This window comes from Microcystis ichthyoblabe FBCC-A1114 (assembly GCF_050500245.1).
Classification (GTDB): Bacteria; Cyanobacteriota; Cyanobacteriia; order Cyanobacteriales; family Microcystaceae; genus Microcystis; species Microcystis ichthyoblabe_A.
Genome location: NZ_CP191408.1, coordinates 398967 through 422419, shown reverse-complemented (window position 1 = coordinate 422419; position 23453 = coordinate 398967). Strand labels below are relative to the sequence as shown.

Genomic DNA, 23453 nt, shown 5'->3' with positions numbered 1-23453 from the left:
GCAGTTATCTTAATGGTGAGGTATGAGGTTTTCGTTTTGGTGAGACTCCGAGACGATACCCGATCAGTTTATACTTCATCTTTATGAGAAACGCCGTAACTAGAAAAATGGTCAATTAATGGGATAAATGCAATTTTTGTCTTTTTCTCTTGCCTTGAGAGATTTGCCCAGAGCAGCTGCGGTATATAATCCAATTAGAGCGAGTTCTAAACCAACAACTTATGATTAGTCGCTACATTGTCGCATGGCTCCCGATGATCGTAATAGGAATTAGTAACGGTATCCTCCGAGAAACCACCTACGGAAAATATCTCGATGAACTACGCGCTCATCAAATTTCTACCCTGACAGGAATCCTCTTTTTTAGTCTTTATATTGGCACTCTTGTCTATTTTTGGGGTCTAGAATCGTCCGGTCAAGCAATTACCATCGGTTTAATTTGGTTACTATTAACAGTGGGTTTTGAATTTCTGTTCGGCCATTTTATCGCCGGTCACTCTTGGTCAAGATTAGGGCAAGATTATAATCTTTTAGCGGGACGAGTTTGGATTTTGGTTCTCTTGGTCATTACTTTTGCTCCCTTACTATTTTATCAACTTTTTTCTTAATTATGAAAGCTATTATCATTAATCGCTATGGCGATAGTAATGTTCTCCAATACACAGACATAGAAAAGCCAATTCCCCAAGGGAAAGAAGTCTTAATTAAGATTATGGCAGCGGGAATTAATCCGATTGATTGGAAGATTCGTCGGGGGATGCTCAAAATAGCCACAGGTAATAAATTTCCCCTGCAATTAGGTTTTGATTATGGGGGAATTATCGTTGAAAAAGGTAGTCAGGTGGAACAATTTCAGATCGGAGATGAGGTTTTTGGTTTTCTCAATCAATTGCCCGGTAAAACCTATGCTGAATATGCAATTATTCCCGCTTCCCTATTAGTTAAAAAACCGCATAATCAGAGTTTTATTGAAGCTGCCGCCACTCCTTTAGCTGCTTCTACCGCTTTGCAAGTCTTGCGAGATTTTGGCAATATTCAAGCAGGAAATCGGATTTTAGTTAATGGTGCATCGGGAGGAGTGGGTAGCTTTGCCGTGCAGATAGGGAAAATTTTCTCCGCAGAAGTAGATGGAGTTTGTAGTAGTAAAAATATCGATTATGTCACCTCTTTAGGAGCAGATAAAGTTATCGATTATACCCAAGAAGATTGGAGAAAAACCGAGCAGAAATATGATATAATCTTCGATGCTGTGGCTAAGTCTTCTTTTTGGCACTGTCGTCAGCTTTTAAAACCCCAAGGCACCTATATAACCACCCTCCCAAATCCCGGAATTATCCTCTTAAATTATCTCGGTGCTTGGTTGCCCCAAAAAGGGAAACTGATATTTTTTGCTCAAGCACAAGCGTCCGACTGGCAATTTCTCAAAGAAGCGATCGAATCGGGTAAATTAACTGTTAGAATCGATCGCACCTATACTTTTTCCCAGGTGGCAGCAGCTCATAATTATAGTGAATCGGAAAGAGTGCGAGGAAAAATAGTCCTGATCCCCGATTAAGGATAAATAGTTAGGGATTTTTCTGTTTTTTTGGGGAACGAGTAAATAGTTTTAAGTAGGTAGAAACAGAGAATTCTTTAATTGGAAAGGTGATAAAAGTCAAGGGATTAATAGTAATAATAATATTGCGGCTATCCCTTTGTACCGCCTTGATAATCTGTTTAGCCACCCAATCGGCGGACATAATACCCACAGGATTTAAATTACTCTTAAAAGGGCCAAGAATTAGCTTTCTTACCACACAGGGAGCATCTAAACGACGCAGGGTAATCATATCACCGATCGCTCGTTTACTGAGTTCGTAGAGGGGACTAAAGGCAGGATTAACCTCCGCTTCCGAGGTATTCACCCAGACTTCCTTGCGGGCAATTTGCTCGTTAGTGCGGACAGTTTTGAAGAATAATTCCATTAAACGCCAGACGGAAAAAGTGTTCACTTGGTAGGCTAATTCGATCGCTTCTGGGGTTCTTTGGCCGTGGACATTAACGCCGTGATTTAAAATCAGTATATCTACAGACTTAAATAGGTCCTCAAGTTGCGTTTCTTCACCGATTTGCCATTGTACGGTTTTTACAGGTACTGATTCGCCGTTAATTTCAATAGCGATCGCATTCTCCCCAGAAGTGAGCGCGATTACCTTGGCTCCCTTCAGTTGTAGGTACTTTAACAGCGATCGCCCTAATGTTCCATTCGCTCCGGTAATGGCGATCGTTTTACCCTTGAGAGAAAGTGCCGTCCCCATCAATTTATCCATAAAGGTGAAAGTTCCACAATAATAAGCCTTTTGGTTATCAAAATGGTGTCGCCAGTGGTAAGTACGATTAACGCGCCATTGAGCGGGGAAACTCTCAAATTGCCCCGGACGATGGGTTAAATCGGTTAATTCCTCCAGATTGGCGATCCCTAAACCTCGACCGATCGCCGTACTGAGAAAAGCCAAAGTATAAAGGGAACCTAACCAACCCAACCAAGGGCGATCGAAACCCCAAGAGTAGGCCAGTAGTACCGGTAAAACACTGGCAGCCAACATAACCAAGGCCTCCGGTACATCATTGTACCAGTGCGCCCGACGATAAATTTCCTCGCTCATTACCGACAGATCGGGACGAAAAACCCGATGATGCCAGACGTGCAGACGATAAAGGGGCTGCCAATGGTGGGCCAGAGCATGATAGCTATCACGCACGATCTCCACCCAAATAATTGAGCCACAAATCAGTCCGACACAGAGGAGCAGGTTTGACATAGGGGATAAATGTTAAATTTTCTCAACGAATGTAAACAAAGTAATCTTAGCCCAAAAAAGCGCATTTATCGGGTAAAAGGAACCAATAGCCTGAAAAACTGGGGTTTCTTTCCCGAAAAAAACTTAAGATTCCGTTAAAAATTTTAACAATTTTCGGTAAGATAAAGCAAGAAATAAGCTTCTATTTGAACAGTTACTTAACCTGAGTCGATTATGGCAGAAAATTATTGGTCGCGAGAGGATGATAACGAAGAATTAGACCCGATTGGTTCCCTCCTATCTGACTGGTCCGATCCCGAAGATGAGGAGGACGAATTTAGGAGCGAAATTTTTCAAGGCCGATCGGGACGCAGACAGAAAGCGGCTTTTAGCCTCATGGCGATCTGGACAATAATTATCGGACTTCATTGGCTGAGTTGGGGTTATTGGGCAATTATCGCCCTAACTATGGTACTATCGGGGCAAGCTTTGCGGCTGCTGTTCACGAAACCAGAAACGCCGCCAATTCCTTTACCAGATTGGGATTTAACCTCTGTCCCCAGGGTGTCCCTCTTAGTAGCGGCCAAAAATGAAGAAACCGTAATCACGAAACTGGTTAATTATCTCTGTCATCTAGACTATCCCCAAGATAAGTTAGAAGTTTGGATCGTCGATGACTATAGCACCGATAACACCGGTGCAATTCTCGATCGCCTTGCTTTAGAATATCCCCAATTAAAAATTCTCCATCGTCCTGCTAATGCCGGAGGTGGCAAATCCGGCGCCTTGAATCAGGTTTTATCCCTGACTAACGGGGAAATTATCGGCGTATTCGATGCCGATGCGGGATTATCCTCCGATTTACTCCGTCATGTGGTCCCAATGTTCGACGATCGAGAAGTGGGTGCGGTACAGGTGCGAAAAGCGATCGCCAATGCCGCCGAAAACTTCTGGACAAAAGGACAAGCGGTAGAAATGATCTTTGATAGCTGTTTCCAACAGCAACGGATCGCGGTGGGAGGGATCGGAGAATTGCGCGGAAATGGTCAATTTGTCCGTCGTAGTGCCTTAAATCGTTGCGGGGGTTGGAATGAACAAACGATCACCGATGATCTTGATTTAACTATTCGTCTCCATATCGATAATTGGAAAATTAATGTCTTAAATTTTCCCGCAGTAGCAGAAGAAGGGGTGACAACTGCGATCGCTTTATGGCATCAGCGCAATCGTTGGGCCGAAGGTGGTTTTCAGCGTTATCTCGACTATTGGAAAGCGATTTTAAAGTCTCCCATGCCTTGGCCGAAAAAGTTTGATTTAATTGCTTTTTTGCTCGTTCAATATATCTTACCTGCGGCCGCTATTCCCGATCTTTTAATCACTATTACCCAGCATCAAGCTCCGATTTTAACTCCTTTAACTGGTTTGGCTCTTTCCCTTTCTCTCTGGGGGATGGTGACAGGATTAATCCGAGTCAATACGGGTAGAAAATTCACTTTCGCTCTCGGTTTAGACATCCTTGCTCAAACCCTTCGCGGCATGATTTATATGATGCACTGGTTTATTATTATTCCCAGTGTCAGCCTCCGGATGGCTTTGCGTCCTAAACGTTTAAAATGGGTGAAAACCGTTCATCTGGGGGAACATCTCAGCGCCGAAGTTTAATTTTCGAGGATAGACTCCAAAAACTTTGGCCTTATCAGGCTCGAAATCCCCTGTCAGTCAAGGTTACAGCCTTTGGAAACCCCTTTCGGAAAAATTTCCAATTTCCTTAATCATGCTTGCTGCCAATAATGTGTTAATTTAGATACAGAATTGAATTCCGTGACAGCACTGGGGTGGCGAAAAGCGCTCGCTCCAGTTTTTTTTCTCGAGAAGGTAATGATTCGGTAGTAGTGGCGTAGCTCTGTTGCTTACCTGGTATGAATTGTGTAAAATATTTATGAATAAAAATAATTGGAACCCGATCAGTCTTTAAACCTCTAGCTTGATCATGACTTTTCTGATAAATATCTTTTTCTGGCTTCTGTCTGGCTTACTCAAATATCAGTCTAGCACCGAACAAAATCCCCCCCTAGTTCACCTCTATTCCCCTGTTCTAATTGTGGTTCTCACCATAGGATTAAGAATGGTTCTATTCATAATGGAAAACCCAAACGTCAATGTAAAGAATGTGGTCGTCAGTTTGTGATCAATCCCACTAATAAAACCGTCTCTGAGGAAACCAAACAATTAATTGATAAACTCTTGCTCGAACGAATTTCCTGGCGAGGAATTGCCAGAGTAACAGGGGTAATTTGGTCATGGTTACAAAATTATGTCAACAATAAACTGGCGGCTGTACCCCGTCAAATAAAGGTTTCAGACAAACTAAAAGGTAAATTAGTTATAGAATGTGATGAGATGTGGTCTTTTGTTTTTTCTAAAACAATCAAGGTGTATATTTGGCGGTTAATTGATAGAAAAACAAGGGAAATTATTGGTTGCTATGCGCGGAGATAGGAGTCGTCAATCAGCCAAAAAACTTTGGGCAAGCCTACCCGATATTTACCGACAATGTGCTGTTGCTTACACAGACTTTTGGGAGTCCTATAAGACAGTAATTCCTAGTAAACGTCATCGACCAGTCGGAAAAGAAACTGGTCAAACTAATCATATTGAAAGATTAAATAATACCTTTAGACAAAGGATTTCTCGGCTGGTGAGAGAGAGTCTATCTTTCTCTAAAAAAATGGAGAATCACCTTGGGGAACCCTTTGGTATTTTATCCATGACTACAATGCACAGCAAAGCAAAGGATTAAGCCGCCATCACTACTACCGAATCACCACCAGTTTTTCGTGGGTGTGGGGTGTGGGGTGTAGGGTGTGGGAATTATGGATTATGAATTGGAAATTGGGGAGTTTTTTGCTGTGAACTGATAACTGATAACTGATAACTAATTAAAGTACCATTTCTCTGGTGGCCTCTGCATCTATGGGTTTAATTAGATACAATCGCAACAGATCTCCGACGATACCTAACTGTAAGGGTAACTTACGCATTGTTTTTAGCCATTGAGGAGCGCTACTTTCATCGATCGCTTTTAATTGTAAATTACGTTCGGCACAACGGTTTAAACGGGGGAAAAATTGGGGATGGTCCACATTTAAAATGGTGGGAAAAGCGCGAGCAGAGGTATTATTAGTCTGACGAATTACCTCTTGATCAAAAGCGATCGCATCCATTCCCAAAGCATCATAAAAGTCTGAGCGTTCGCGTACAGTTAAACTGTGGGTAGCAAAGACGGAAAGCAGAAAAAAACGACTCCATAATCTCGATCGCCAATTATTCCACAATTGTGGTTTAGCTCGCAGTAAGGTTTTAAAGATATCTCCGTGGCGATTTTCGTCCTGACACCAACTCTCGAAGTAATTAAAGAGAGGATTAAATTTATACTGGGGATGTTCTTCTAAATGACGATAAATGAGGATATAACGCCAATAACCGATTTTTTCGGAGAGATAGACCGTATATAACACCCATTCAAGGGGGAAAAAGGTGTAGGTGCGGGTTTTGGTAATTTTGGCTAGATCGAGGGAAATATTAAAGTCAGCCATGGCTTTATTGAGAAATCCTGCATGGCGCGCTTCATCTCTAGCCATAAGATGAAATATCTCCCCTAACAAGGGATTACGGCTTTTTAGTTGTCGTGACAGTTCCTTAAATAACAAAAAGCCAGAAAATTCGGAGATACAGGAGCGTTCTAGGTAATCTATAAAAGCATTTCTCGTTTTTTCATCGAGATTATCTTGATAGTTCTCAAATTCTTGCTGACGTTCAAAGTGATGCCGGTTGTAATCGGTCCGCATCTCCTCTAACATCGCTTTGATTTCGGTTTCTTGCAAAGAAAGGTCAAAATTAGCGGCAGCCTCAAAATCGGTGGTATAGAAACGCGGGGTGAGGATAGTTTCGCGCAGAGCAGCTTTTTTCTGGGAGGGAGGTTCGACGGTAGTGACCATGATGGAAATTACTTGACTACATAGCTATATAAGATTTTAAACATAAATAGGTAAGCCAATGATAATTATTAAGTTTTATCAATATTTTGGGCAGTAGTGAGCAAGGGAATCAGACAAGTAGCGAGCCGATTAGGGAAATAGGGAGTAGAATAGAAAGGTTGTGAGTCTATAACTATCGTTAAAATACTATGGCTTGTCCCAAGAAGAAAACCTCAAATGCCAAGCGCGACCAACGGAGAGCGCACTGGAGAAAGCAAGCGGCTCGGGAAGCGCAAAAAGCCTTATCTTTGGGTAAATCTGTTCTTTCTGGTCGTTCTAACAGCTTTGTCTATCCCACTAAAGAGGAAGAAGAAGGGGAAGACGAGGAATAACTTGATGATGGGGAGTGAGGTGGAGAAAACCTTTTCGCTCCCTAGTATTTTAAGATTTGTTTAGGGTTTTCGTTGTGAGTCTCAACTAATGTTAGGCAAATTCTTTAAAAAACCAGAATCTCCCGATCAAGACCGAGTTCCTCCGGGCCAATATCTCGCTAGTGGTTTTCCTGTGCTTACCTACGGAGATACTCCCCAAATCAAGACCGAGGAATGGTTATTCAAGGTTTGGGGAAAGGTGGCCACGACTAAAATTTTTAACTGGTCGGATTTTATGGCCCTACCGCAGTCAGAATTTACTAAGGATTTTCACTGTGTCACCCGTTGGTCAAAATTAGACGTGACTTGGACGGGAATTAAGGTATCGGATTTTATCACCTTAATTGACCTGTTGCCAGAAGCTACCCACGTCATGCAACACTGTTATGGTGGTTATACCACTAACCTCACCCTAGAGGAATTCCTGCACGAGGATAATTTTTTCGCTTTTCAACTGTTTGGTCAACCTTTACCCCCCGACCACGGTGGTCCGCTGCGTTTAGTTGTCCCCCATCTCTACGCTTGGAAAAGTTCTAAATGGATTAATGGCTTAGAATTTCTCGATCAAGAGCAACTGGGTTTCTGGGAACTTAATGGCTACCATCGACGAGGTGATCCCTGGTTAGAGGAACGTTATGGCGGTTTTTGACGAGTTTTGTCTTAAAATAGGGTGATATCAGCAAACGGAAGTTACCCACCCACAAAAGATCATTTGGGTTTCCTTTCCTTGTACCCATGTAATTGAAGTTTTCTTAAGGTTTATAGGGATAGACAGAGTACCTCTTGACTCTCCCCCGAAGACCAGTTGTAGTGATTGATCACTGATAACTGAAATAACCGACTAATGATATTCGGATTGACCATGAAAAAAATGATATTGACTTTATTAGCTTTCCTTTTAGTTGCTAACATGAATAGCCAAGGGGTTTTAGCGGTGACGATCGATTTTCAATGGTTGGGAAATCAGGGTTATACAGCTAAAGGTTCTTTTAGTTATGATGAAAAAACGGCCCCGACTATCTTTTCGGAAAAAGGTTCGGGAAAGATGCAAGTTTTAGAAGATTTTCAGGTATCTTTTTATGATAACAGTGGTCAAGAGATCGCTAAATACGATAATGTCAGCGAGGGAATTTCCTCGGCTAATTATTTTCAGTTTAATTTTAATACAAAAACCGGTCAAGTTTTTGGCTCGATCGATCTGGGGGGTGAAGGGATGGGGGAAATCTATCTTCAAGGGGTGGTTAACGATAATTTGGCACTCTTGCGGGTGGAGTCGGTAGATCTGGTCATGGATGAGGATGATTCACCAGAAATTATCACTCAGTTTTGACTAAATTGATCGGGAAAATAGGGATTATCCTAGCCTAATTTTTCTGCTAATTCTAACCAGCGATCGGTTAAAGTATCAATTTTTTGACTCAATTGAGCTAATTCTTCGGTCAGAGCGGTTATTTTGGTAAAATCTTCTAGGGGTTCTCCATAAAGTACCTGTTCAATTTCGGCTTTTTTTGCTTCTAAAATTGGTATTTGTTTTTCGATGTCTTCGTATTCTTTTTTCTCTTTAAAAGAGATTTTTTTATTGACGGGTGAGGGAGAAGCTTTAACAGTTTTTGGGGTGACTTTTTTTTCTTTTGGTTCCTCCTCCTCTTTTTTCTGATCGAGATAAAGGGAATAATTACCCGGATATTGACGGATATTACCCCCGGTTTCAAAGGAAAAAATAGTATCAACTACTCGATCGAGAAAATAGCGATCATGGGAAACGACAATCACACAACCGTTAAAGTCCTCTAAATATTCTTCTAAAATTGCTAAAGTCTGCACATCGAGATCATTGGTGGGTTCATCTAAGATTAAAACATTAGGCGCACTCATCAAAACTCGTAGCAAAAATAAGCGTCTTCTTTCCCCTCCAGAAAGTTTATAAATTGGTGCATACTGTTGATCGGGAGGAAAGAGAAATTTTTCTAACATCTGGGAAGCGGTGATGACGCTGCCGTCTAGGGTTTTGACTAATTCGGCCACACTTTTCAGATATTCGATTACTCTTTGATTTTCGTTGATATTGATATCATCGGATTGTTGATCGAAGTAACCAATATGAATAGTGGAACCGATGTCAACCGTGCCTGAATCGGGGAGAGTTTTCCCGGTGATAATATCCATGAGAGTAGATTTTCCTACCCCGTTACTGCCAATAATACCGATGCGATCTTCGGGGGTAAAAATATAGGTAAAATCTTTAATTAAAGTGCGATCTCCGTAAGCTTTCGAGATATTTTCTACTTCGATAACTTTTTTGCCGATGCGTCTTCCTGCGGTGGCAATATCGACTTTTCCCTCCACCTGTTTAAATTCCTTATTACCCATTGCTTGAATGCGATCGATCCGCGCTTTTTGTTTGGTACTGCGCGCTTTTGGTCCCCGGGATAACCATTCTAATTCCCGTCGTAAAACTCCCGCGTGTTTGCGTTGACTACTGGCGATCGATTCTTCCGCTAAGGCTTTTTTTTCTAGATAATAGGCATAATTACCGGCATAAGTAGATAAATCTCCCCGATCGATTTCAATGATGCGATTAGTCACTCGATCAAGAAAATAGCGATCATGAGTAATTAATAATAATCCTCCCCGAAAACGGGACAAATAACTCTGTAACCACTCCACGGAAAGCGCGTCTAAATGGTTGGTGGGTTCATCCATCAATAAACAGTCAGGATCGGCTAAAAGTGCGGTAGCGATGGCGATTCTTTTGCGATATCCCCCCGATAAATCTCCCACGCGAGCATTAAAATTATCGATGCCCAGTTTACTTAAAATAACTTTAGCGTTAGTTTCTAAATCCCAGGCGGCAAGTTTATCAATTTGTTGCGAAACCCTTGACAAACGCTCCATAATAGTATCCAGATTTTCTGGCTCATGGACAAGGCGATCGGACAATTCCTCGTATTCCTTAATTAAAGTCATACTTTCGCCACTATCGGCGAAAACCTGCTCTAAAACCGTTTTATCGTCGTCTAGCTCCGGTTGCTGGGGTAAATAGACGATTTTCATCCCGGAATTGATTTGAATTTCGCCACCATCGATCGCTTCTAATCCGGCGATCATTTTCAATAGGGTCGATTTTCCCGATCCATTCGTACCGATCAGGCCGACTTTATCGCGATCATCGAGACTAAAACTCGCATCTTTGAGAATTTCCTTGATACCGAAGTCTTTTTTGAGCGATCGAACCGTCAGCAGTGTCATGATTTCTGGGAATAATCCTTCTTTTCTAGTGTAGTGTCTGGACTAATGCAAAGGATAGATTAAGCAGGTTCTGCTGAAAAAGTTTTTCCCGATGAAAAAAAACCTGTCCCTAATGCCGACGATAACGAGAAAAGGGACAGATTGGCTCAATGGAATGAGATTATTTTCAGGGGCCAGACGGCATCAGGAATTACATCATGCCCATGCCACCCATGCCGCCCATGCCGCCCATGCCGCCCATGCCGCCCATGCCGCCCATATCGGGGGCTGCGGCTTCTTTAACGGGTTTTTCGACCACGAGGGCTTCGGTCGTTAGGACCATGCCGGCGATGGAAGCGGCGTTTTGAACGGCTGACCGCACCACTTTAGCCGGATCGATAATTCCGGCGGCGATTAAGTCTTCGTACTTGCCGGTGAGGACATTGTAACCGACGCTAAAAGCGGTTTCGCGCACACCTTCCACGATCACATCCCCTTCCACACCGGCGTTATTAGCTAACTGACGCAGGGGGGCTTCTAGGGCTTTGGCGACGATATCGGCGGCGACTTTTTCCTCATCGTTAGTGAGAGAAGCTTTGAAAGCCTTCACCTTAGAAGCCAGATGAATCAAGGTTGTACCACCGCCCGGGACGATACCTTCTTCCACGGCGGCTTTGGTGGCATTGAGGGCATCTTCGATGCGGAGTTTGCGATCCTTGAGTTCGGTTTCTGTGGCTGCCCCGACCTTAATCACGGCCACACCGCCGGCTAATTTAGCGATGCGTTCCTGTAATTTTTCCTTATCGAATTCGGAATCGGTTTCTTCTAACTGTTTTTTCAGTTGGGCGAGACGTTTCTGCACATCGGCCTTATTGCGGCTGTCCCCGGAGGCGACAATAATTGTATTGTCTTTTTCTAGGGTGATTTTTGCCGCTTGCCCTAGCAGATCGAGGCTAACCGTGTCAAGACTCAAGCCCACTTCTTCGGAAATCAGACGACCACCGGTGAGGATGGCAATATCTTGTAAAACCGCCTTGCGACGTTCCCCGAAACTGGGGGCCTTGATGGCGACGACATTTAAGACCCCCCGGGCCTTGTTGACCACTAGAGTGGCTAAGGCTTCGCCGTCCACATCTTCGGCGATAATTAATAGGGGACGACCTTGACGAGCAACGGCTTCGAGGACGGGGACTAATTCAGCGATCGCACTGATTTTTTTATCGGTAATCAGGATCAGGGGGTTGTCGTACTCGACGATCTGTCTTTCCTGATCGGTGATGAAATAGGGAGAGATATAACCGCGATCGATCTGCATCCCTTCCACTACTTCTAATTCCGTGGTTAGGGATTTCGATTCTTCCACGGTGATTACGCCATCGGTGGTGACTTTTTCCATGGCGGTGGCGATCATTTGTCCCACTTCTTCATCGTTGCCGGAAGAAACGGTGGCCACTTGAGCGATCGCATCTCCAGCGATCGGTTTAGCGACGGCGGCGATTTCCTCGACCAGATAGGCGATGGTTTTGTCTAGTCCGCGTCTTAAAGCGACGGGATTGGCCCCGGCGGTAACGTTTTTCAGACCTTCTTTAATTAAAGCCTGGGCGATGATGGTGGCGGTGGTGGTGCCATCTCCCGCTAAATCTTTGGTTTTTGCCGCTACTTCCTGAATTAATCTCGCCCCGGTGTTTTCGAGGGGATCGGACAATTCGATTTCTTTGGCGACGGTGATGCCGTCATTAACGATCTGGGGGGCGCCGTATTTCTTTTCTAACAAGACATTGCGTCCTTTCGGACCGAGGGTGATTTTTACCGCATCGGCCAAGGCGTTGACACCTCTTTCTAGGGCGCGACGGGATTCATCTTTAAAGGCAATGATTTTGGACATGGTATCGCTGTTGTGATAGGACTCCTTATAGTTAATTTAGCACTCTTAGGGCTTGAGTGCTAATCCCGGTGTGCGGTTATTGAGGAGATCAGGGTGTTATCTCCCCACGGCAGACTGAATTGAGTTAAAAAAATAAAAATTTATCAAGATTTATGAATAATTGCAGAAAATCAATGATAACTATTGTAGCATTGGGGAGATAATCGAATTTTAGCCCATTTTCGCCTTTTTTTTAGGAGAAGACAACCATGATTAATCCAAATCCTGCTATCGAACAAAAAATTAATCAATTTATTCTAGAAACCCAAAATAAATTTAGTCAGGATAAATCAGCTACCCTTGCTAGTTACCAAACAGAAGCCAAAACAATCACTCAAGAGACTAATAATTTAAGAGATGAACTTATTCAAAAACTAGGTGAATTAACTTTTTCAGACCCTTTACCTAGCAGAGAAGAATTAGAAAAACAAATAATAGCTCATATAGATCAGCTTGTGGAGACAATCAACCTTTTATCTACGGGTAAAATTTCAGAAATTCCTCTTGATACTTTAAGCCAAGAAATTGATAGTTTGGTCGCAACAATTACGATTGTATTTGATGCTAATGCTAACGATGCAAACTTGCCAAAACTTAAGGAAAAGCTAACTGCTTGGCAAACAAAAGTTAAAGATACTTTGGTTAAATTTTCCACGACTGTGGAATTACAACAGAAAAATGAGTCTTTGATTGCTGAACTGAAGGATAAATTAGACAAATATAGTTCAATTCCTGAAGTAGATGAACCCTTTGAAAAGTTAGTCAAGGAATTTAAAGATAATTCTGCACAACTACAAGTACAAGAAGCAAGTGTTTTATTTCAAACTTTAGACGATTTAATCAATGAAATTAAAGCTAGAGATGAGGTGATTAAACTAAATCAAAGAATTGATACTTTGCTGGGAAAAACTAAAGAACAAGTAGCGGGATTCCCTCCAGAATTAGACCGGGAAGTACAGGGAGAATTAGCCAAATTAATTATAATACTAGGGATAGCGCAGGTGGAACTCATCAACAGTTCCAAAGCTTGGGATATCATGCAAGTAAAGTCGGTGGTAGATGCTGGAGAAATTGCGATTAAATCTTTAACAGGTCAACCTAATATTATTTTGGCACAAAAATTACGCTATGCTGCCGAAACAGGATTAAGAAAAACCCAGATGGGTTTTTGGAATGGTCTAGCCGACTTCAGAGGTAATCTTTTCCATTCTATCAAAATACCTACAAAAGTTTTAATTGGATTAGTGTTAGCTCTCCCTTTGAATTGGGGTATTATGAACTCCCCTCCAGTGAAGAATTTGCTTATGCCCTTACCTCCAATCTCAAATTCTAGTAACCAAAATACTGAGGACAAAGATGAAAATTTTAGACTCTTGATATTGATATTGATGACAGGGACTTTAGGGGGAGCAGTTAGTCTTCTAACTCGTTTGCAAGACTTTGATAATCCCAAAAATCAAAAATATGACGATGACTTCTTGCCATTGTCAATTGGTTTAACCAAACCCATTTTAGGGGGAAGTTTCGCTTTCTTTATTCTGCTAATTCTTAACTCTAGCATTTCTCCCTTACAAATTCGGACTGACAATGGAAATAAGGGGAATGACACCTATTTATATGGACTTTTGACAATGGCTTTTGTGGCTGGATTTAGCGAACGTCTTATTCCCGATTTAATTAATCAAGTAGAGAAAAAAGTAACTGTAGAGGCTAGTTCCACTGGACAGGGACTACCTCCAACGATTTTGATCGCTCCGTCTAGCGCAGCTTTAGCATTAAATGGAATCCAGGAATTTAGCATTAATCCCGTTGGTAACTACACCATCACAATCTCACCGCCAGAAAGCGGTAAAATTGATAAAAATACCACTGATGCCAAATTTACCTACACTGCACCCCCACAAGGAAATGCTGGGGATACAATTACTATTACTGCCACTTCTGATTCTGGACAAACTGCCAAGGCTACGGTCACTTTAACTGCATAAAAAAAGACCGAGAGAGCCTTCTAGTTTGACAAAAAAAGTATAACTCCCATTTACCCCGATTTCGGGTTAATGGGAATAGCCAAGGCTTGAACTTGAATTTTTTTTAACTCGGAAACTAATCGAATCGCCTGCTGTTCGTAGAGGGGGGCGCCGAGAGTCGCTGGCAAATTTTCCATGAGATCGCTGGCGGTTTTCAGGGGACAATTAGAAAAACGACTGATCACGGTGGGTGCTTCCGCGGCAATATTGCGGTTAAAGGCTTTTTCCACCCGCACGCGCCAAGTTTTGGGAGTGCGACGACCCTGCTCCACCCGTCGCAGTCCGTTGATGGTGGCCAGCACCACAATGCGATCGCCGATGCGTAAATTGAGATAATCTTCGGGCATTAATTTCGGGGCTTGCCGTTCTCGTTGGTGTAGGATCGGCACGACTCGATAACCGTAGGCAATATCCCCGATCGAGCTACCATTGAGAGTATCTCCGGCTTCGATCTCGTATTCTGTCACCAGAATCGTTTTTTGCGCCCAACGGAACAGATAGATAATATTTTCTCCGAAAGCCGCTCCCGTAAAGGCTTCTGCCGCTACGGTGTTGGTTCCTAAAATGTGAGATCGGGGCAGAATTTGACTTAATTGTTGACTAAGGTTGTCGTCGGTGGTGCGGATGACTAAGTAGCTTTGGGGGTTGAGTTTGCGGGTGGTTAGGGCCACTTCTAAATTGAGGATTTCGTCATCGGTAACGATGGCTATACTTTTGGCCCTATCTAAATTGACATTTTTTAAAGATTCTTCGATATTTCCCGTCATCAGGGGCATTTTTGGCAGCATAGTCCCATCAAAATCCCTATTTAAGCTCACCCCGACGATCGCCTGTTGCATTTCTAGTAATAAATTAGCCACTTCTCTGCCGACTCGACCTAAGCCAACAATAACGATATGATTCTGTTGGGGAACTGGGGGACGGTTAGGGATAAATTGAAATCTTGATGATAATAAAGTTTCTGTCAAAATGGCATAGAGAACCCCGATAAAAGCGGTTCCAGCTAAGGTTAAAAAGAGACTAAATAGCTGCATCCACCAGGGAACCGCATTTAAATCTTCGGGGTTAGAGCCACCGAAAACATCGCCGTAACCACCTAATAAAAGGATCGCTGTTCCTGAAAGAGAGGAAATAAAGGAAGCTCTCGGGGCGTAGAGATGGAAAAGAAAAGTCCCGATAATTACTAGGAGGATAATGATAAATACTGACAGGAAAGCCACCCGATGAATTTGCTGCTGAAAACTCAATTGCCAGAATTGTTGGATTTCTTTGAGGAATTTCTGCCAAAAATCCCGCAACTTCTGGGGAGAATTTGACGGTTTCTGGCGGGTAGAATCGATGTTTTGATAGGTAGTCTCTATAGTGGTAATGGTATCACCAGCCCTGATAGTGGTGGTGGGAGACCATTGATAAAATCCGGCCCTTAAAGGTTCATCGGGGGCTGTGTGTGCTAACAGACGACGGGTGGGAGTATTTAAATCACCTAAAAAGCGATCGAGTAAACCATCTTCGGGGCTAATTTGTCTCTGGATAATCCGCAATTTCTGACCGTCGAGATGCAAAAAACCGAGGGTTTCCGTGCCTAATGTGGCTAAAGCAAAGGCATTGGCGGGTAGTTGGGTGGGTTCATAGGCGATAAAATTGCCTAAACGTTCCTTGAGTAGCTGATTGAGATTATCTTTAGAAGAACGCACCACTAAGCGGGTAAGGGGATTTAATTGCCGAATAATTAGGGCAGTAGTGGCATTAATTCGCTCATCACTGGTGACAATTAAAGCAGCCCGACAGCGATCGATTCCCGCTCTTGCTAAAATGTTTTTTTGACGACAATCACCGATAATTATTTCCTCTAATAAATCGGGAAAATCATTAATTTCCCAACTGGGAGGCTGTATTAGTTCGATACCGACGACGCTAACCCCAAACTCTTTTAAAGACTTGACGCAGTGTTGTCCGAGACTACCCAATCCACAAACTAAAAAGCGATCGGCTAACTTGACATTCCCATCGACAAAGCTGAGAGATTCTTGGTTCATAGATTCTGCTTGTCTTAAAAAATAGAATGCTTTTTCAAACTTCTGATCCCCCCTGCCCCCCTTGATAAGGGGGGTGCTGATCTCCCCTTAATCTAGCCTTAATTTTTTCTTAATAAGAAGGGTGTCTGACAATTTTTAACACCCACCTAATTATAACATACCAGCATTTTTATTGCGTACTCGTTGATACATTTCTTCCATTACCTCGATAAAGGAGGTATCCTTATCCCAAAATGCAGGATAATTACCGGCTTTTTTAATGACAATTGCGGGAATAGTTGCGGATTTAACTAACTGAGGATTTTCTGGTAAACGGTGATGGGAGTGCCAAAATTCTTTGAGATCAATTGTTTGTGCTGCTGGTATGGTTTCGGGTTTAGTGTGATAGGAAGTCCCGGGGTTAAGAGGAATTTTTTCCTCTTGGATGGAGGAGGAAAGCAGCTTACCGAGGGGAGTTTTTGCTAACTCTTGCAGTAATTTTTGACGAGAGATACCCCGTAATTCAAATAAGAGGAAAGGATCCTGATCTAATTGGGAAGCAACGAGGTAATAAACTCCAGCAATATGTTTACAGGGATTTTCCCAATCGGGACAGGAACAATTGGTGATAAAATCCTTTTGACTGTGGGGTAATAAGTGGATATTCAGATCGCTAAATGCTTCATCAATATTATCGGGAACTTCTTTGAGCAGCAGTTTAGAGATCATACTCGCTCTTGAACCAAGATTGTATAAAGCTTGTGACCACTCTGCTTTAGTAATTGGTTTAATCTCGATACTCACCTTATACAAAGGTTCTTTGTAAACCCCAAAGTAGGGATTAATGGAACCTCGCACCTGAGCAGTAATTAAATTACCGTCAATTTCGTAATTCTTGACTTTATCATTTTTAGCGTAGGAACGTCCTCGACTCAAACGCGCTGAGTCGGTAAATTCCTCTAATGTTTCTATAAAGCGTTGTCCCCACCAAGTTTTACTAAATTTATTCATAGGTTTACCTCGATTAAATAATTGTCTGTTTATTCAATGCGATTAACTGACGAAAACTTTCGTTATCTAATTCCGTTAACCAGGATTCATCATTACTAACAATAGCATTAGCTACCTTTTTCTTTTCCTCGATCATTTCATCAATTCTTTCCTCTAAGGTTCCCAATGTGACAAATTTATGCACGAAAACATTTTTTTGTTGACCAATTCTAAAAGCGCGATCGGTTGCTTGATTTTCCACCGCAGGATTCCACCAACGATCGAAATGAAAAACATGATTTGCTTTGGTTAAAGTAATCCCCACTCCCCCAGCTTTTAGGGATAAAATAAATACGGAAGGTTCTGTTTCAGGATGTTGAAATTCTTCGATCATTTGTTCTCGTTTTGGTTGAGAAGTCCCCCCGTGAAGATAATAAGTATTATAGCGAAAAGTTTGTTTGAGGTACTTTTGTAAGGAGTCACCGATTTCAGTAAATTGAGTGAAAATTAGCAGACTATCTCCCTCTAAAATTACTTCTTCTAGCATTTCTCCCAAACGCTCTAACTTATGCGATCGCTCAGGGGTAAAAGCACTGTTATCCTGTAAAAATTGACGGGGATGATTACAAATTTGTTTCAAGCGCATCAGGGTAGATAAAATTAATCCTTTGCGTTTTATTCCCTCCGCTTCTTCTAATTGTTTTTCCACTTCTTTGATAACAACTTCGTAGAGAGAAGCTTGTTCTTTAGTTAAATTACAATACTGTTTGTTTTCCACTTTGTCAGGCAAATCTTTAATTATCTGCTTATCGGTTTTTACCCGACGCAGAATAAAAGGTTCCACTAATTTTTTGAGAACCGTGGACTGGAGACGATCATTTTGTTTTTGGATTGGCACTTCAAAAGCTTTACGAAATTGAGTTTCTTTACCTAAATAACCAGGATTAAGGAAGTTAAAAATTGACCATAAATCAAGCAGTCTATTTTCTACTGGAGTTCCCGTTAATGCGAGACGATGTTGTGCAGATAAACTCAAGATTGCTTTAGTTTGTGCCGCTTTAGGATTTTTGATATTTTGTGCTTCATCAATTACTAAACGTTGCCAGGATTGCGAGTTAAATAATTTCAAATCCTTGCGAACTAAGGTAAAAGAAGTAATGACGATATCCTTTTGACTAGCTACTGTCTGAAATTCGTTCTCATCTTGATAGCGCTTACTACCATGGTGAATTAAAACCTGAAGATGGGGGGCAAATTTTTCAATTTCTTTTGCCCAATTTCCGACCACGGAAGTGGGTGCAACTAGCAGAGTTGGTAAAACATTATTATCTCCCTCTCTTTCCCCAATCAATCTAGCAATTACTTGTAGGGTTTTCCCCAGTCCCATATCGTCAGCAAGACAACCATTTAAACCCAATTGTTCCAGGTATTGAATCCAGGCAACTCCGCGCTTTTGGTACTCCCGCAGCGTTCCTTGTAATTGGGGAGGATTTTCGATCGGTTCTAGTTGACTAGGATTTTGTAATTTCTCTAGCATAGAACCTAAAAAATCATCGGTTTCAACAATAATCTCCTCTGGATATTCGGCAGCTTTTTTCATTAACTCAATCAGATTCATCTCAGGATTTTCCTGCTGATATTTCTGCCAAAAATCCAGCATTTGCTGCATTTTATTTTGTTCTAATTCTACCCATTGACCTCGAAATTTAACTAAGGGTGTTTTGGTGTTAATTAATTGTTGCCATTCCTCTTGACTAATAGTTTCTTCACCGATGGCTAATTCATATTGATATTCAATGATGTTTTCGAGGCTAAAAATCCCTTTACTAACGGGGGTAGATTTGCCTGATTTAGAAGTGGTTTTTAGCCGAACTTTAGCGCGTTGACGGCCTTCGGGAGTCCACCAAGCGGGAATAATTACCTTATATCCCGCATCTTCTAAAATCCAAGCAGTTTCTTTTAAGAAAGTAAAAGCTTCTGTAAGGTTGAGATAAAATCCCGTCGGTTTATCCGTTTCTAATCCTTGCCAAATGGGGGGATAAATACGGGCAGCATAACCCAAACTTAGTAAAATATTTTTGTCTAAATCTTGACCAAAATGCGCTCGTATGCTTGTCCTAGTTTCGGGTACTGCATACCAATATTCGTCTAATTCTAATCGCAGGGAGGGGTCTTGTTTAGAGATGAGGATAAAAGTAATTTGCCACTGTTCAATATTATTTTCTGGGACCTCGGTTAGTTTAAAACCCAGGGTAAAATTAGATATATTTTGGTCTCCTAGTAATTGCTGTCTCCAAGTTTGCCACTGTTGATATTTTTCTAAAGCGGCAGCGGTTTGCAGAAATCCAGCAGTCTTAGTCACAGAGAAGCAATCACCTATAATTGTCTCGCTAATTTTTTTATCAAAACTGGCAGGAATTGCCGTATTAGTGACAATTTCATTGAGGAGACATTCGGAGAAGTGCTGGAGTAGGGTTTTGGGATCGTATAATTGTGGCGAAGCATGGGGATTTTCAGCGCCAGCAAGACAAATGCGGGGAAGATATTCGAGATAGTGATCGAGATTGGTTTCGTAGGTTGCTGATATAATTTCCCAAAGAGGGTAGATGGCAAAGTTAGCGGTTTTCTTGTTATTTGTGGTTAATTCTCGATATTTAAAGGCAGGAATATAGTTATCTTTGAGAATTATTTCTTTAAAAGCTTGACTGTAGTGATACCAAAAAAGTAGATCTGCACCTAACTGAATCTCTGAGGAGTTGTAAAGACAGATAAAGTGCAGATCATTGAGCAGTTTAAGTACAGGATTAAGGGGATAACAATCAATTTGCCAAGATTGCCATTGGCTATTTTCTGGGGGTTCTTTTTCTAGATAACGCAGTAATTCTAAGGAGGGTAAAGGTTGATTCTCGTGACTAGGTAAAAGAAAGTAGCGGGGGACAAATTGCCGACTAAGAGGATTATAATTCGATTGAACTATTCCTAACTCTCCAGTGAGAAAGCTAGTTAATTCTTCTTTGCTTAACTGAAAAGGATGATAATTATCGGCAGTGGTGCGACTCTTTTTCGGGGTGCTAGTTTCTCCCCAAAGATAAAAGCTACCCTTCTGAATAAATTCATCCGTTGATTGGGGAATCCAAGTACCGTGAAGAATTTTCATGGTTTTTAATGAGTACAAAAGAACTTAAATGAGGGCAATACTTAGCCTCTAGAAAAATTGTAGCGATTATGGGAGGATTCTCCACACTTTTTTGTCCCTTTGCGAACCCAGAAGTCCTCTGGATCAGAGAAAAAGGTTAATAGAGCTTCTAGGATAAAAAACCATTGAGAAGACGTGATCAACGGTTTTTTTGAGCTTAAAGCTTATCCCTATATGGGTTTAAAGCTATTTTTGTTCTAGGTTTTGTTGAGGTTCCACTAAGAAGGATGGCTAATTATAGCAATTCCCCAAAATCCGGCTACAGGAGTTTGATCCCCCTGCCTTCGTCTCCCTTAAAATGGGAAAAAGGGGAAAAGGGGAACTTAAATTCGATAATTCGATCTGTAGTTTTTATGGGTGAGAATTGGTATTAATTAACTTTTACCCAAATACTGCGGAAATATTTTTCGGGATTATTTTTATCGGTATTTTTACAGGGAGTATTACCAACTCGCTCGATTGTACCATCATCGCTTAAAATCTGAAAGCGATCTGGGAAATGGGGATAAAACAACAAAGCTTCTGGACGAAACCCGTCAGGGAATTGCAGTGATTCTATCTTTTCCGGTGCATCTTCTTTTTTTCCTGACCAAGTATAGAAAACAAATTGATCGCCTCCATGAAATTCTCCGGCAATAATTAAATATACTTCTAAAGCTGGCCAAAATTCAAGGCTACGAATTCCTAATCCTCCCAAATCTAGCAGGATAGGATCACCAAATTCAGCTTTAGCCGTGGTTGAATTAGTAACTAAACTCTTGGGATTTTTTAGGGGTAATAAAAGAGCTTTACCGTTGGGGACAGGATTACGAAAACCGATTAAGATATTTCCGTCTGGAGTTGCCGTTAAACCTTCAATATTTAATCCTCCTTCAGCTTTGGGAGCTTTGGTTTCTGCTGTTTTGAAATCAAATATTTTAGCCAATTGAGAGTCTTCGATAATATCGCGCAATACTAACTGAGTATAAGACTCACCCACTTGAACTATACTAGAGCCGTCATCGGTAATTTTACTAGCAAAAAATTGATGACGAGGGAGTTTTTGTTCAGCATTTTTATTGCGACCGTGGGAAGTAATCCAATAGATTATGTCATTTAGCACAGTTACCCCTTCTAAGTCGATTTCTCTATTTTTAGGATTGTTTTTTAGCCAACCATTAATGTCAATGGTTTCCAGCGCTTTTCCCGACTCTTGAGAGGAATAAATCCAGAGAATATTACCTAATTCTACATCTGCCTCATCATTACCAATAACAAATTTATTTTCTCCTAAAGCAGTGGCTGCAGAAGCATCACAAATTCCTTGATGTTTGATTTCTTGGATAATAGAAAAGTTCAGAGGTTGCATGATTGTCTTCTCCTTATTAACTGAAAAAGTGAGGATTAAGAAAATTATAGGCAATAAAAGATAAAAGGACAAAAAATGACTAGAAATAATCTGAGAAAGGATTAATTTGAATAACTAATTCCTTCTAGGTTAAAAAAATTTTCGAGTGTCATAATTAGAGTACCAAGACTTTCTAAAATTATATCAAATAACAACTGTTTTTGCTATCTTTTTTGAATTGGCGAACTATTACAAAAAGCAGTGACATAAACTAAAGTTTAATAATTCTGCCAAGGATTTCGATTGTTCTACCCAAAAGGTTTAGAAAACCAACCGTATCATCAAGTTTTTTTATTTCTTTATTGATAGCATCTATTCCTTCATGTAGTTCAATTTCATTAGCTTTTAGTTCACTAACTAAAACACTAGCAATATTGATACGAGTTTTATTAACAAGTCTTTTCCACTCTGTACGAAACTGCTTAAATTGCCTTTTTTGGTCATCATCAGGAAACTTACCCAGAATACCAGGAATGGTCAATTGATTTTGAATTGCACTAATTTCATCGAGAAATTCTTGCAGTGCCTCAAGTAATTTTTGTGTATCAGTATTTGTGGTCATTGTCTTTTACTCCTGTGGTAGTCTTGTTTTGGTTGATTGATCTTTTTAAATCTTCCGATATGTTGATGAGAGATTCGATCTCAGATAATAAAGCATTGGCACGTCCGATGGTAAATCTATCTTCCAAGAGCAATTTAAAAGACTCCTTAAAAGATTCTGTTGCTTTAGTTGCGTCATCTAAACCTTGAACTGAGAGAGTCATCGTTCTAATTTGTCTGCGTCTAATTATCCAATCATCGGGTTTTTCAATTGGTTGTTCAGCAGCAAATGCGGGTAAAACAGAGCGCTCATCTTTGAGGTTTTGAATATCCTTTAAATCAGTTTTAATCTGACTGGTAAGCAGTTTCAGTAAAGCTTCCTGTATAGCAATTTCTCGATAAATTGCTTCCTTCCTTGCCTCTAGTTCTTTTCTTAGTTCACCCTTGATTTTTTGACTTAGGATAATCTCGGAAATCGAAGGTACAGGAATCGAACCAACTCTAGGGTTAGCCTGAATAATGTTACTGATACTATTTAACTGTTTAAAAATATTATCAGTCGCTTTTCTCGCTTCTTGAGGAGCAGTAGAAGTGGCTAAATCTTCTAAGGCAAAAAAGTATTCTTTTAATAGATGATTGTGTTGACGCATTTCGGCAATTAAAGTGAGCCACTCATCATCTTCTTTGGTAGTCTCAGCATAGTTACTACTGTCTCTATCTTGATCCTGTAAATCATTGGCAATCAAATTTTCCGAACTGGCATCCACAAAATAATCACCAGAAATAACTAACAGGCTATCAAGAGCGGTGGCGTATTCCTGACCAGATTTGGCAAACTTCTGATATTCTTCAAGGGAAGCTCCACAGGCAACTAAAATAGTTCCCATGACAGTTATAATTGATGTTCTGATGACTGCGCTAGGTTTCAATGAAGAGCCTCCTTAATGAATTAAAAGAA

The 23453-nt window shown here is 41.2% G+C and carries 17 protein-coding genes and 1 pseudogene; 8 read left to right on the top strand and 10 right to left on the bottom strand.

What is annotated here, in order from left to right; translation table 11 throughout:
* Nucleotides 1-221 precede the first annotated feature (221 nt).
* On the top strand, nucleotides 222-608 hold the full coding sequence (locus tag ACQY1Y_RS02030) for a hypothetical protein (protein ID WP_409880059.1): 387 nt from the start codon (nucleotides 222-224) through the stop codon (nucleotides 606-608).
* Nucleotides 609-610: 2 nt separating this feature from the next.
* The gene (locus tag ACQY1Y_RS02025; RefSeq protein ID WP_430013864.1) at nucleotides 611-1555 is read left to right on the top strand and encodes an NAD(P)-dependent alcohol dehydrogenase; all 945 of its coding nucleotides are present in this window, start codon (nucleotides 611-613) and stop codon (nucleotides 1553-1555) included.
* Between the two features lie 10 nt (nucleotides 1556-1565).
* On the opposite strand, the gene ACQY1Y_RS02020 is transcribed toward ACQY1Y_RS02025, so the two are convergent.
* On the bottom strand, nucleotides 1566-2801 hold the full coding sequence (locus ACQY1Y_RS02020) for a bifunctional sterol desaturase/short chain dehydrogenase (protein ID WP_002774580.1): 1236 nt from the start codon (nucleotides 2799-2801) through the stop codon (nucleotides 1566-1568).
* A 213-nt stretch (nucleotides 2802-3014) separates the two neighbouring features.
* Between ACQY1Y_RS02020 and ACQY1Y_RS02015 the strand changes: the two genes are divergently transcribed.
* Nucleotides 3015-4442 (top strand): glycosyltransferase, encoded by a 1428-nt coding sequence (locus ACQY1Y_RS02015; protein ID WP_002774578.1) that lies wholly within the window; start codon nucleotides 3015-3017, stop codon nucleotides 4440-4442.
* A 456-nt stretch (nucleotides 4443-4898) separates the two neighbouring features.
* Nucleotides 4899-5561 (top strand): annotated as a pseudogene (locus tag ACQY1Y_RS02010) (IS1 family transposase); the annotation flags it as partial.
* Nucleotides 5562-5719: 158 nt separating this feature from the next.
* Here ACQY1Y_RS02010 and acsF read toward each other — a convergent pair.
* Nucleotides 5720-6778, bottom strand: a complete 1059-nt coding sequence (gene acsF / locus ACQY1Y_RS02005) for a magnesium-protoporphyrin IX monomethyl ester (oxidative) cyclase (protein WP_288136863.1) — start codon at nucleotides 6776-6778, stop codon at nucleotides 5720-5722.
* A gap of 188 nt (nucleotides 6779-6966) precedes the next feature.
* On the opposite strand from acsF, the gene rpmF reads away from it, so the two are divergent.
* The 3 genes from rpmF to ACQY1Y_RS01990 all read left to right on the top strand — a co-directional run bounded on the left by rpmF (nucleotide 6967) and on the right by ACQY1Y_RS01990 (nucleotide 8518).
* Nucleotides 6967-7149, top strand: coding sequence for a 50S ribosomal protein L32 (rpmF, locus tag ACQY1Y_RS02000; RefSeq protein ID WP_002742494.1), 183 nt, complete (start codon nucleotides 6967-6969; stop codon nucleotides 7147-7149).
* An 88-nt stretch (nucleotides 7150-7237) separates the two neighbouring features.
* A complete protein-coding gene (locus ACQY1Y_RS01995) occupies nucleotides 7238-7837 on the top strand; it encodes a sulfite oxidase-like oxidoreductase (RefSeq protein ID WP_288136864.1) in 600 nt (199 codons plus the stop codon).
* Between the two features lie 213 nt (nucleotides 7838-8050).
* Entirely contained in the window at nucleotides 8051-8518 is a 468-nt protein-coding gene (locus ACQY1Y_RS01990; protein ID WP_288136865.1) for a hypothetical protein, read from the top strand.
* A 29-nt stretch (nucleotides 8519-8547) separates the two neighbouring features.
* Here ACQY1Y_RS01990 and ACQY1Y_RS01985 read toward each other — a convergent pair whose 3' ends face one another.
* Nucleotides 8548-10437, bottom strand: a complete 1890-nt coding sequence (locus ACQY1Y_RS01985; RefSeq protein ID WP_430013863.1) for an ABC-F family ATP-binding cassette domain-containing protein — start codon at nucleotides 10435-10437, stop codon at nucleotides 8548-8550.
* 190 nt (nucleotides 10438-10627) lie between these two features.
* The gene (gene groL, locus ACQY1Y_RS01980) at nucleotides 10628-12301 is read right to left on the bottom strand and encodes a chaperonin GroEL (protein WP_002759846.1); all 1674 of its coding nucleotides are present in this window, start codon (nucleotides 12299-12301) and stop codon (nucleotides 10628-10630) included.
* 248 nt (nucleotides 12302-12549) lie between these two features.
* Between groL and ACQY1Y_RS01975 the strand changes: the two genes are divergently transcribed.
* Entirely contained in the window at nucleotides 12550-14328 is a 1779-nt protein-coding gene (locus ACQY1Y_RS01975; protein WP_430013862.1) for a hypothetical protein, read from the top strand.
* Nucleotides 14329-14378: 50 nt separating this feature from the next.
* On the opposite strand, the gene ACQY1Y_RS01970 is transcribed toward ACQY1Y_RS01975, so the two are convergent.
* From ACQY1Y_RS01970 to ACQY1Y_RS01945, 6 genes are all read right to left on the bottom strand, one after another.
* Nucleotides 14379-16403 carry a potassium channel family protein gene (locus ACQY1Y_RS01970; RefSeq protein ID WP_430013861.1) on the bottom strand — a complete coding sequence of 675 codons (2025 nt, stop codon included), beginning with the start codon at nucleotides 16401-16403 and terminating at the stop codon, nucleotides 14379-14381.
* 150 nt (nucleotides 16404-16553) lie between these two features.
* Nucleotides 16554-17393, bottom strand: a complete 840-nt coding sequence (locus ACQY1Y_RS01965; RefSeq protein WP_430013860.1) for an SWIM zinc finger family protein — start codon at nucleotides 17391-17393, stop codon at nucleotides 16554-16556.
* Nucleotides 17394-17406: 13 nt separating this feature from the next.
* Nucleotides 17407-20529, bottom strand: a complete 3123-nt coding sequence (locus ACQY1Y_RS01960) for a DEAD/DEAH box helicase (RefSeq protein WP_430013859.1) — start codon at nucleotides 20527-20529, stop codon at nucleotides 17407-17409.
* A 409-nt stretch (nucleotides 20530-20938) separates the two neighbouring features.
* Complete coding sequence (locus ACQY1Y_RS01955; protein ID WP_002737462.1) at nucleotides 20939-21916, bottom strand: DUF3616 domain-containing protein; 978 nt, start codon at nucleotides 21914-21916, stop codon at nucleotides 20939-20941.
* A 250-nt stretch (nucleotides 21917-22166) separates the two neighbouring features.
* Nucleotides 22167-22517 carry a hypothetical protein gene (locus tag ACQY1Y_RS01950; protein ID WP_002736715.1) on the bottom strand — a complete coding sequence of 117 codons (351 nt, stop codon included), beginning with the start codon at nucleotides 22515-22517 and terminating at the stop codon, nucleotides 22167-22169.
* Nucleotides 22501-23382 (bottom strand): hypothetical protein, encoded by an 882-nt coding sequence (locus ACQY1Y_RS01945; RefSeq protein ID WP_002737178.1) that lies wholly within the window; start codon nucleotides 23380-23382, stop codon nucleotides 22501-22503. The genes ACQY1Y_RS01950 and ACQY1Y_RS01945 overlap by 17 nt, the downstream gene beginning before the upstream one ends.
* Nucleotides 23383-23453 lie beyond the last annotated feature (71 nt).

Bases quoted from the DNA above. Each gene is read 5' to 3' on its own strand.
- ACQY1Y_RS02030 (WP_409880059.1), top strand. From the start codon at position 222: ATGATTAGTCGCTACATTGTCGCATGGCTCCCGATGATCGTAATAGGA.
- ACQY1Y_RS02025 (WP_430013864.1), top strand. From the start codon at position 611: ATGAAAGCTATTATCATTAATCGCTATGGCGATAGTAATGTTCTCCAA.
- ACQY1Y_RS02020 (WP_002774580.1), bottom strand. From the start codon at position 2,801: ATGTCAAACCTGCTCCTCTGTGTCGGACTGATTTGTGGCTCAATTATT.
- ACQY1Y_RS02015 (WP_002774578.1), top strand. From the start codon at position 3,015: ATGGCAGAAAATTATTGGTCGCGAGAGGATGATAACGAAGAATTAGAC.
- acsF (WP_288136863.1), bottom strand. From the start codon at position 6,778: ATGGTCACTACCGTCGAACCTCCCTCCCAGAAAAAAGCTGCTCTGCGC.
- rpmF (WP_002742494.1), top strand. From the start codon at position 6,967: ATGGCTTGTCCCAAGAAGAAAACCTCAAATGCCAAGCGCGACCAACGG.
- ACQY1Y_RS01995 (WP_288136864.1), top strand. From the start codon at position 7,238: ATGTTAGGCAAATTCTTTAAAAAACCAGAATCTCCCGATCAAGACCGA.
- ACQY1Y_RS01990 (WP_288136865.1), top strand. From the start codon at position 8,051: ATGAAAAAAATGATATTGACTTTATTAGCTTTCCTTTTAGTTGCTAAC.
- ACQY1Y_RS01985 (WP_430013863.1), bottom strand. From the start codon at position 10,437: ATGACACTGCTGACGGTTCGATCGCTCAAAAAAGACTTCGGTATCAAG.
- groL (WP_002759846.1), bottom strand. From the start codon at position 12,301: ATGTCCAAAATCATTGCCTTTAAAGATGAATCCCGTCGCGCCCTAGAA.
- ACQY1Y_RS01975 (WP_430013862.1), top strand. From the start codon at position 12,550: ATGATTAATCCAAATCCTGCTATCGAACAAAAAATTAATCAATTTATT.
- ACQY1Y_RS01970 (WP_430013861.1), bottom strand. From the start codon at position 16,403: ATGAACCAAGAATCTCTCAGCTTTGTCGATGGGAATGTCAAGTTAGCC.
- ACQY1Y_RS01965 (WP_430013860.1), bottom strand. From the start codon at position 17,393: ATGAATAAATTTAGTAAAACTTGGTGGGGACAACGCTTTATAGAAACA.
- ACQY1Y_RS01960 (WP_430013859.1), bottom strand. From the start codon at position 20,529: ATGAAAATTCTTCACGGTACTTGGATTCCCCAATCAACGGATGAATTT.
- ACQY1Y_RS01955 (WP_002737462.1), bottom strand. From the start codon at position 21,916: ATGCAACCTCTGAACTTTTCTATTATCCAAGAAATCAAACATCAAGGA.
- ACQY1Y_RS01950 (WP_002736715.1), bottom strand. From the start codon at position 22,517: ATGACCACAAATACTGATACACAAAAATTACTTGAGGCACTGCAAGAA.
- ACQY1Y_RS01945 (WP_002737178.1), bottom strand. From the start codon at position 23,382: ATGGGAACTATTTTAGTTGCCTGTGGAGCTTCCCTTGAAGAATATCAG.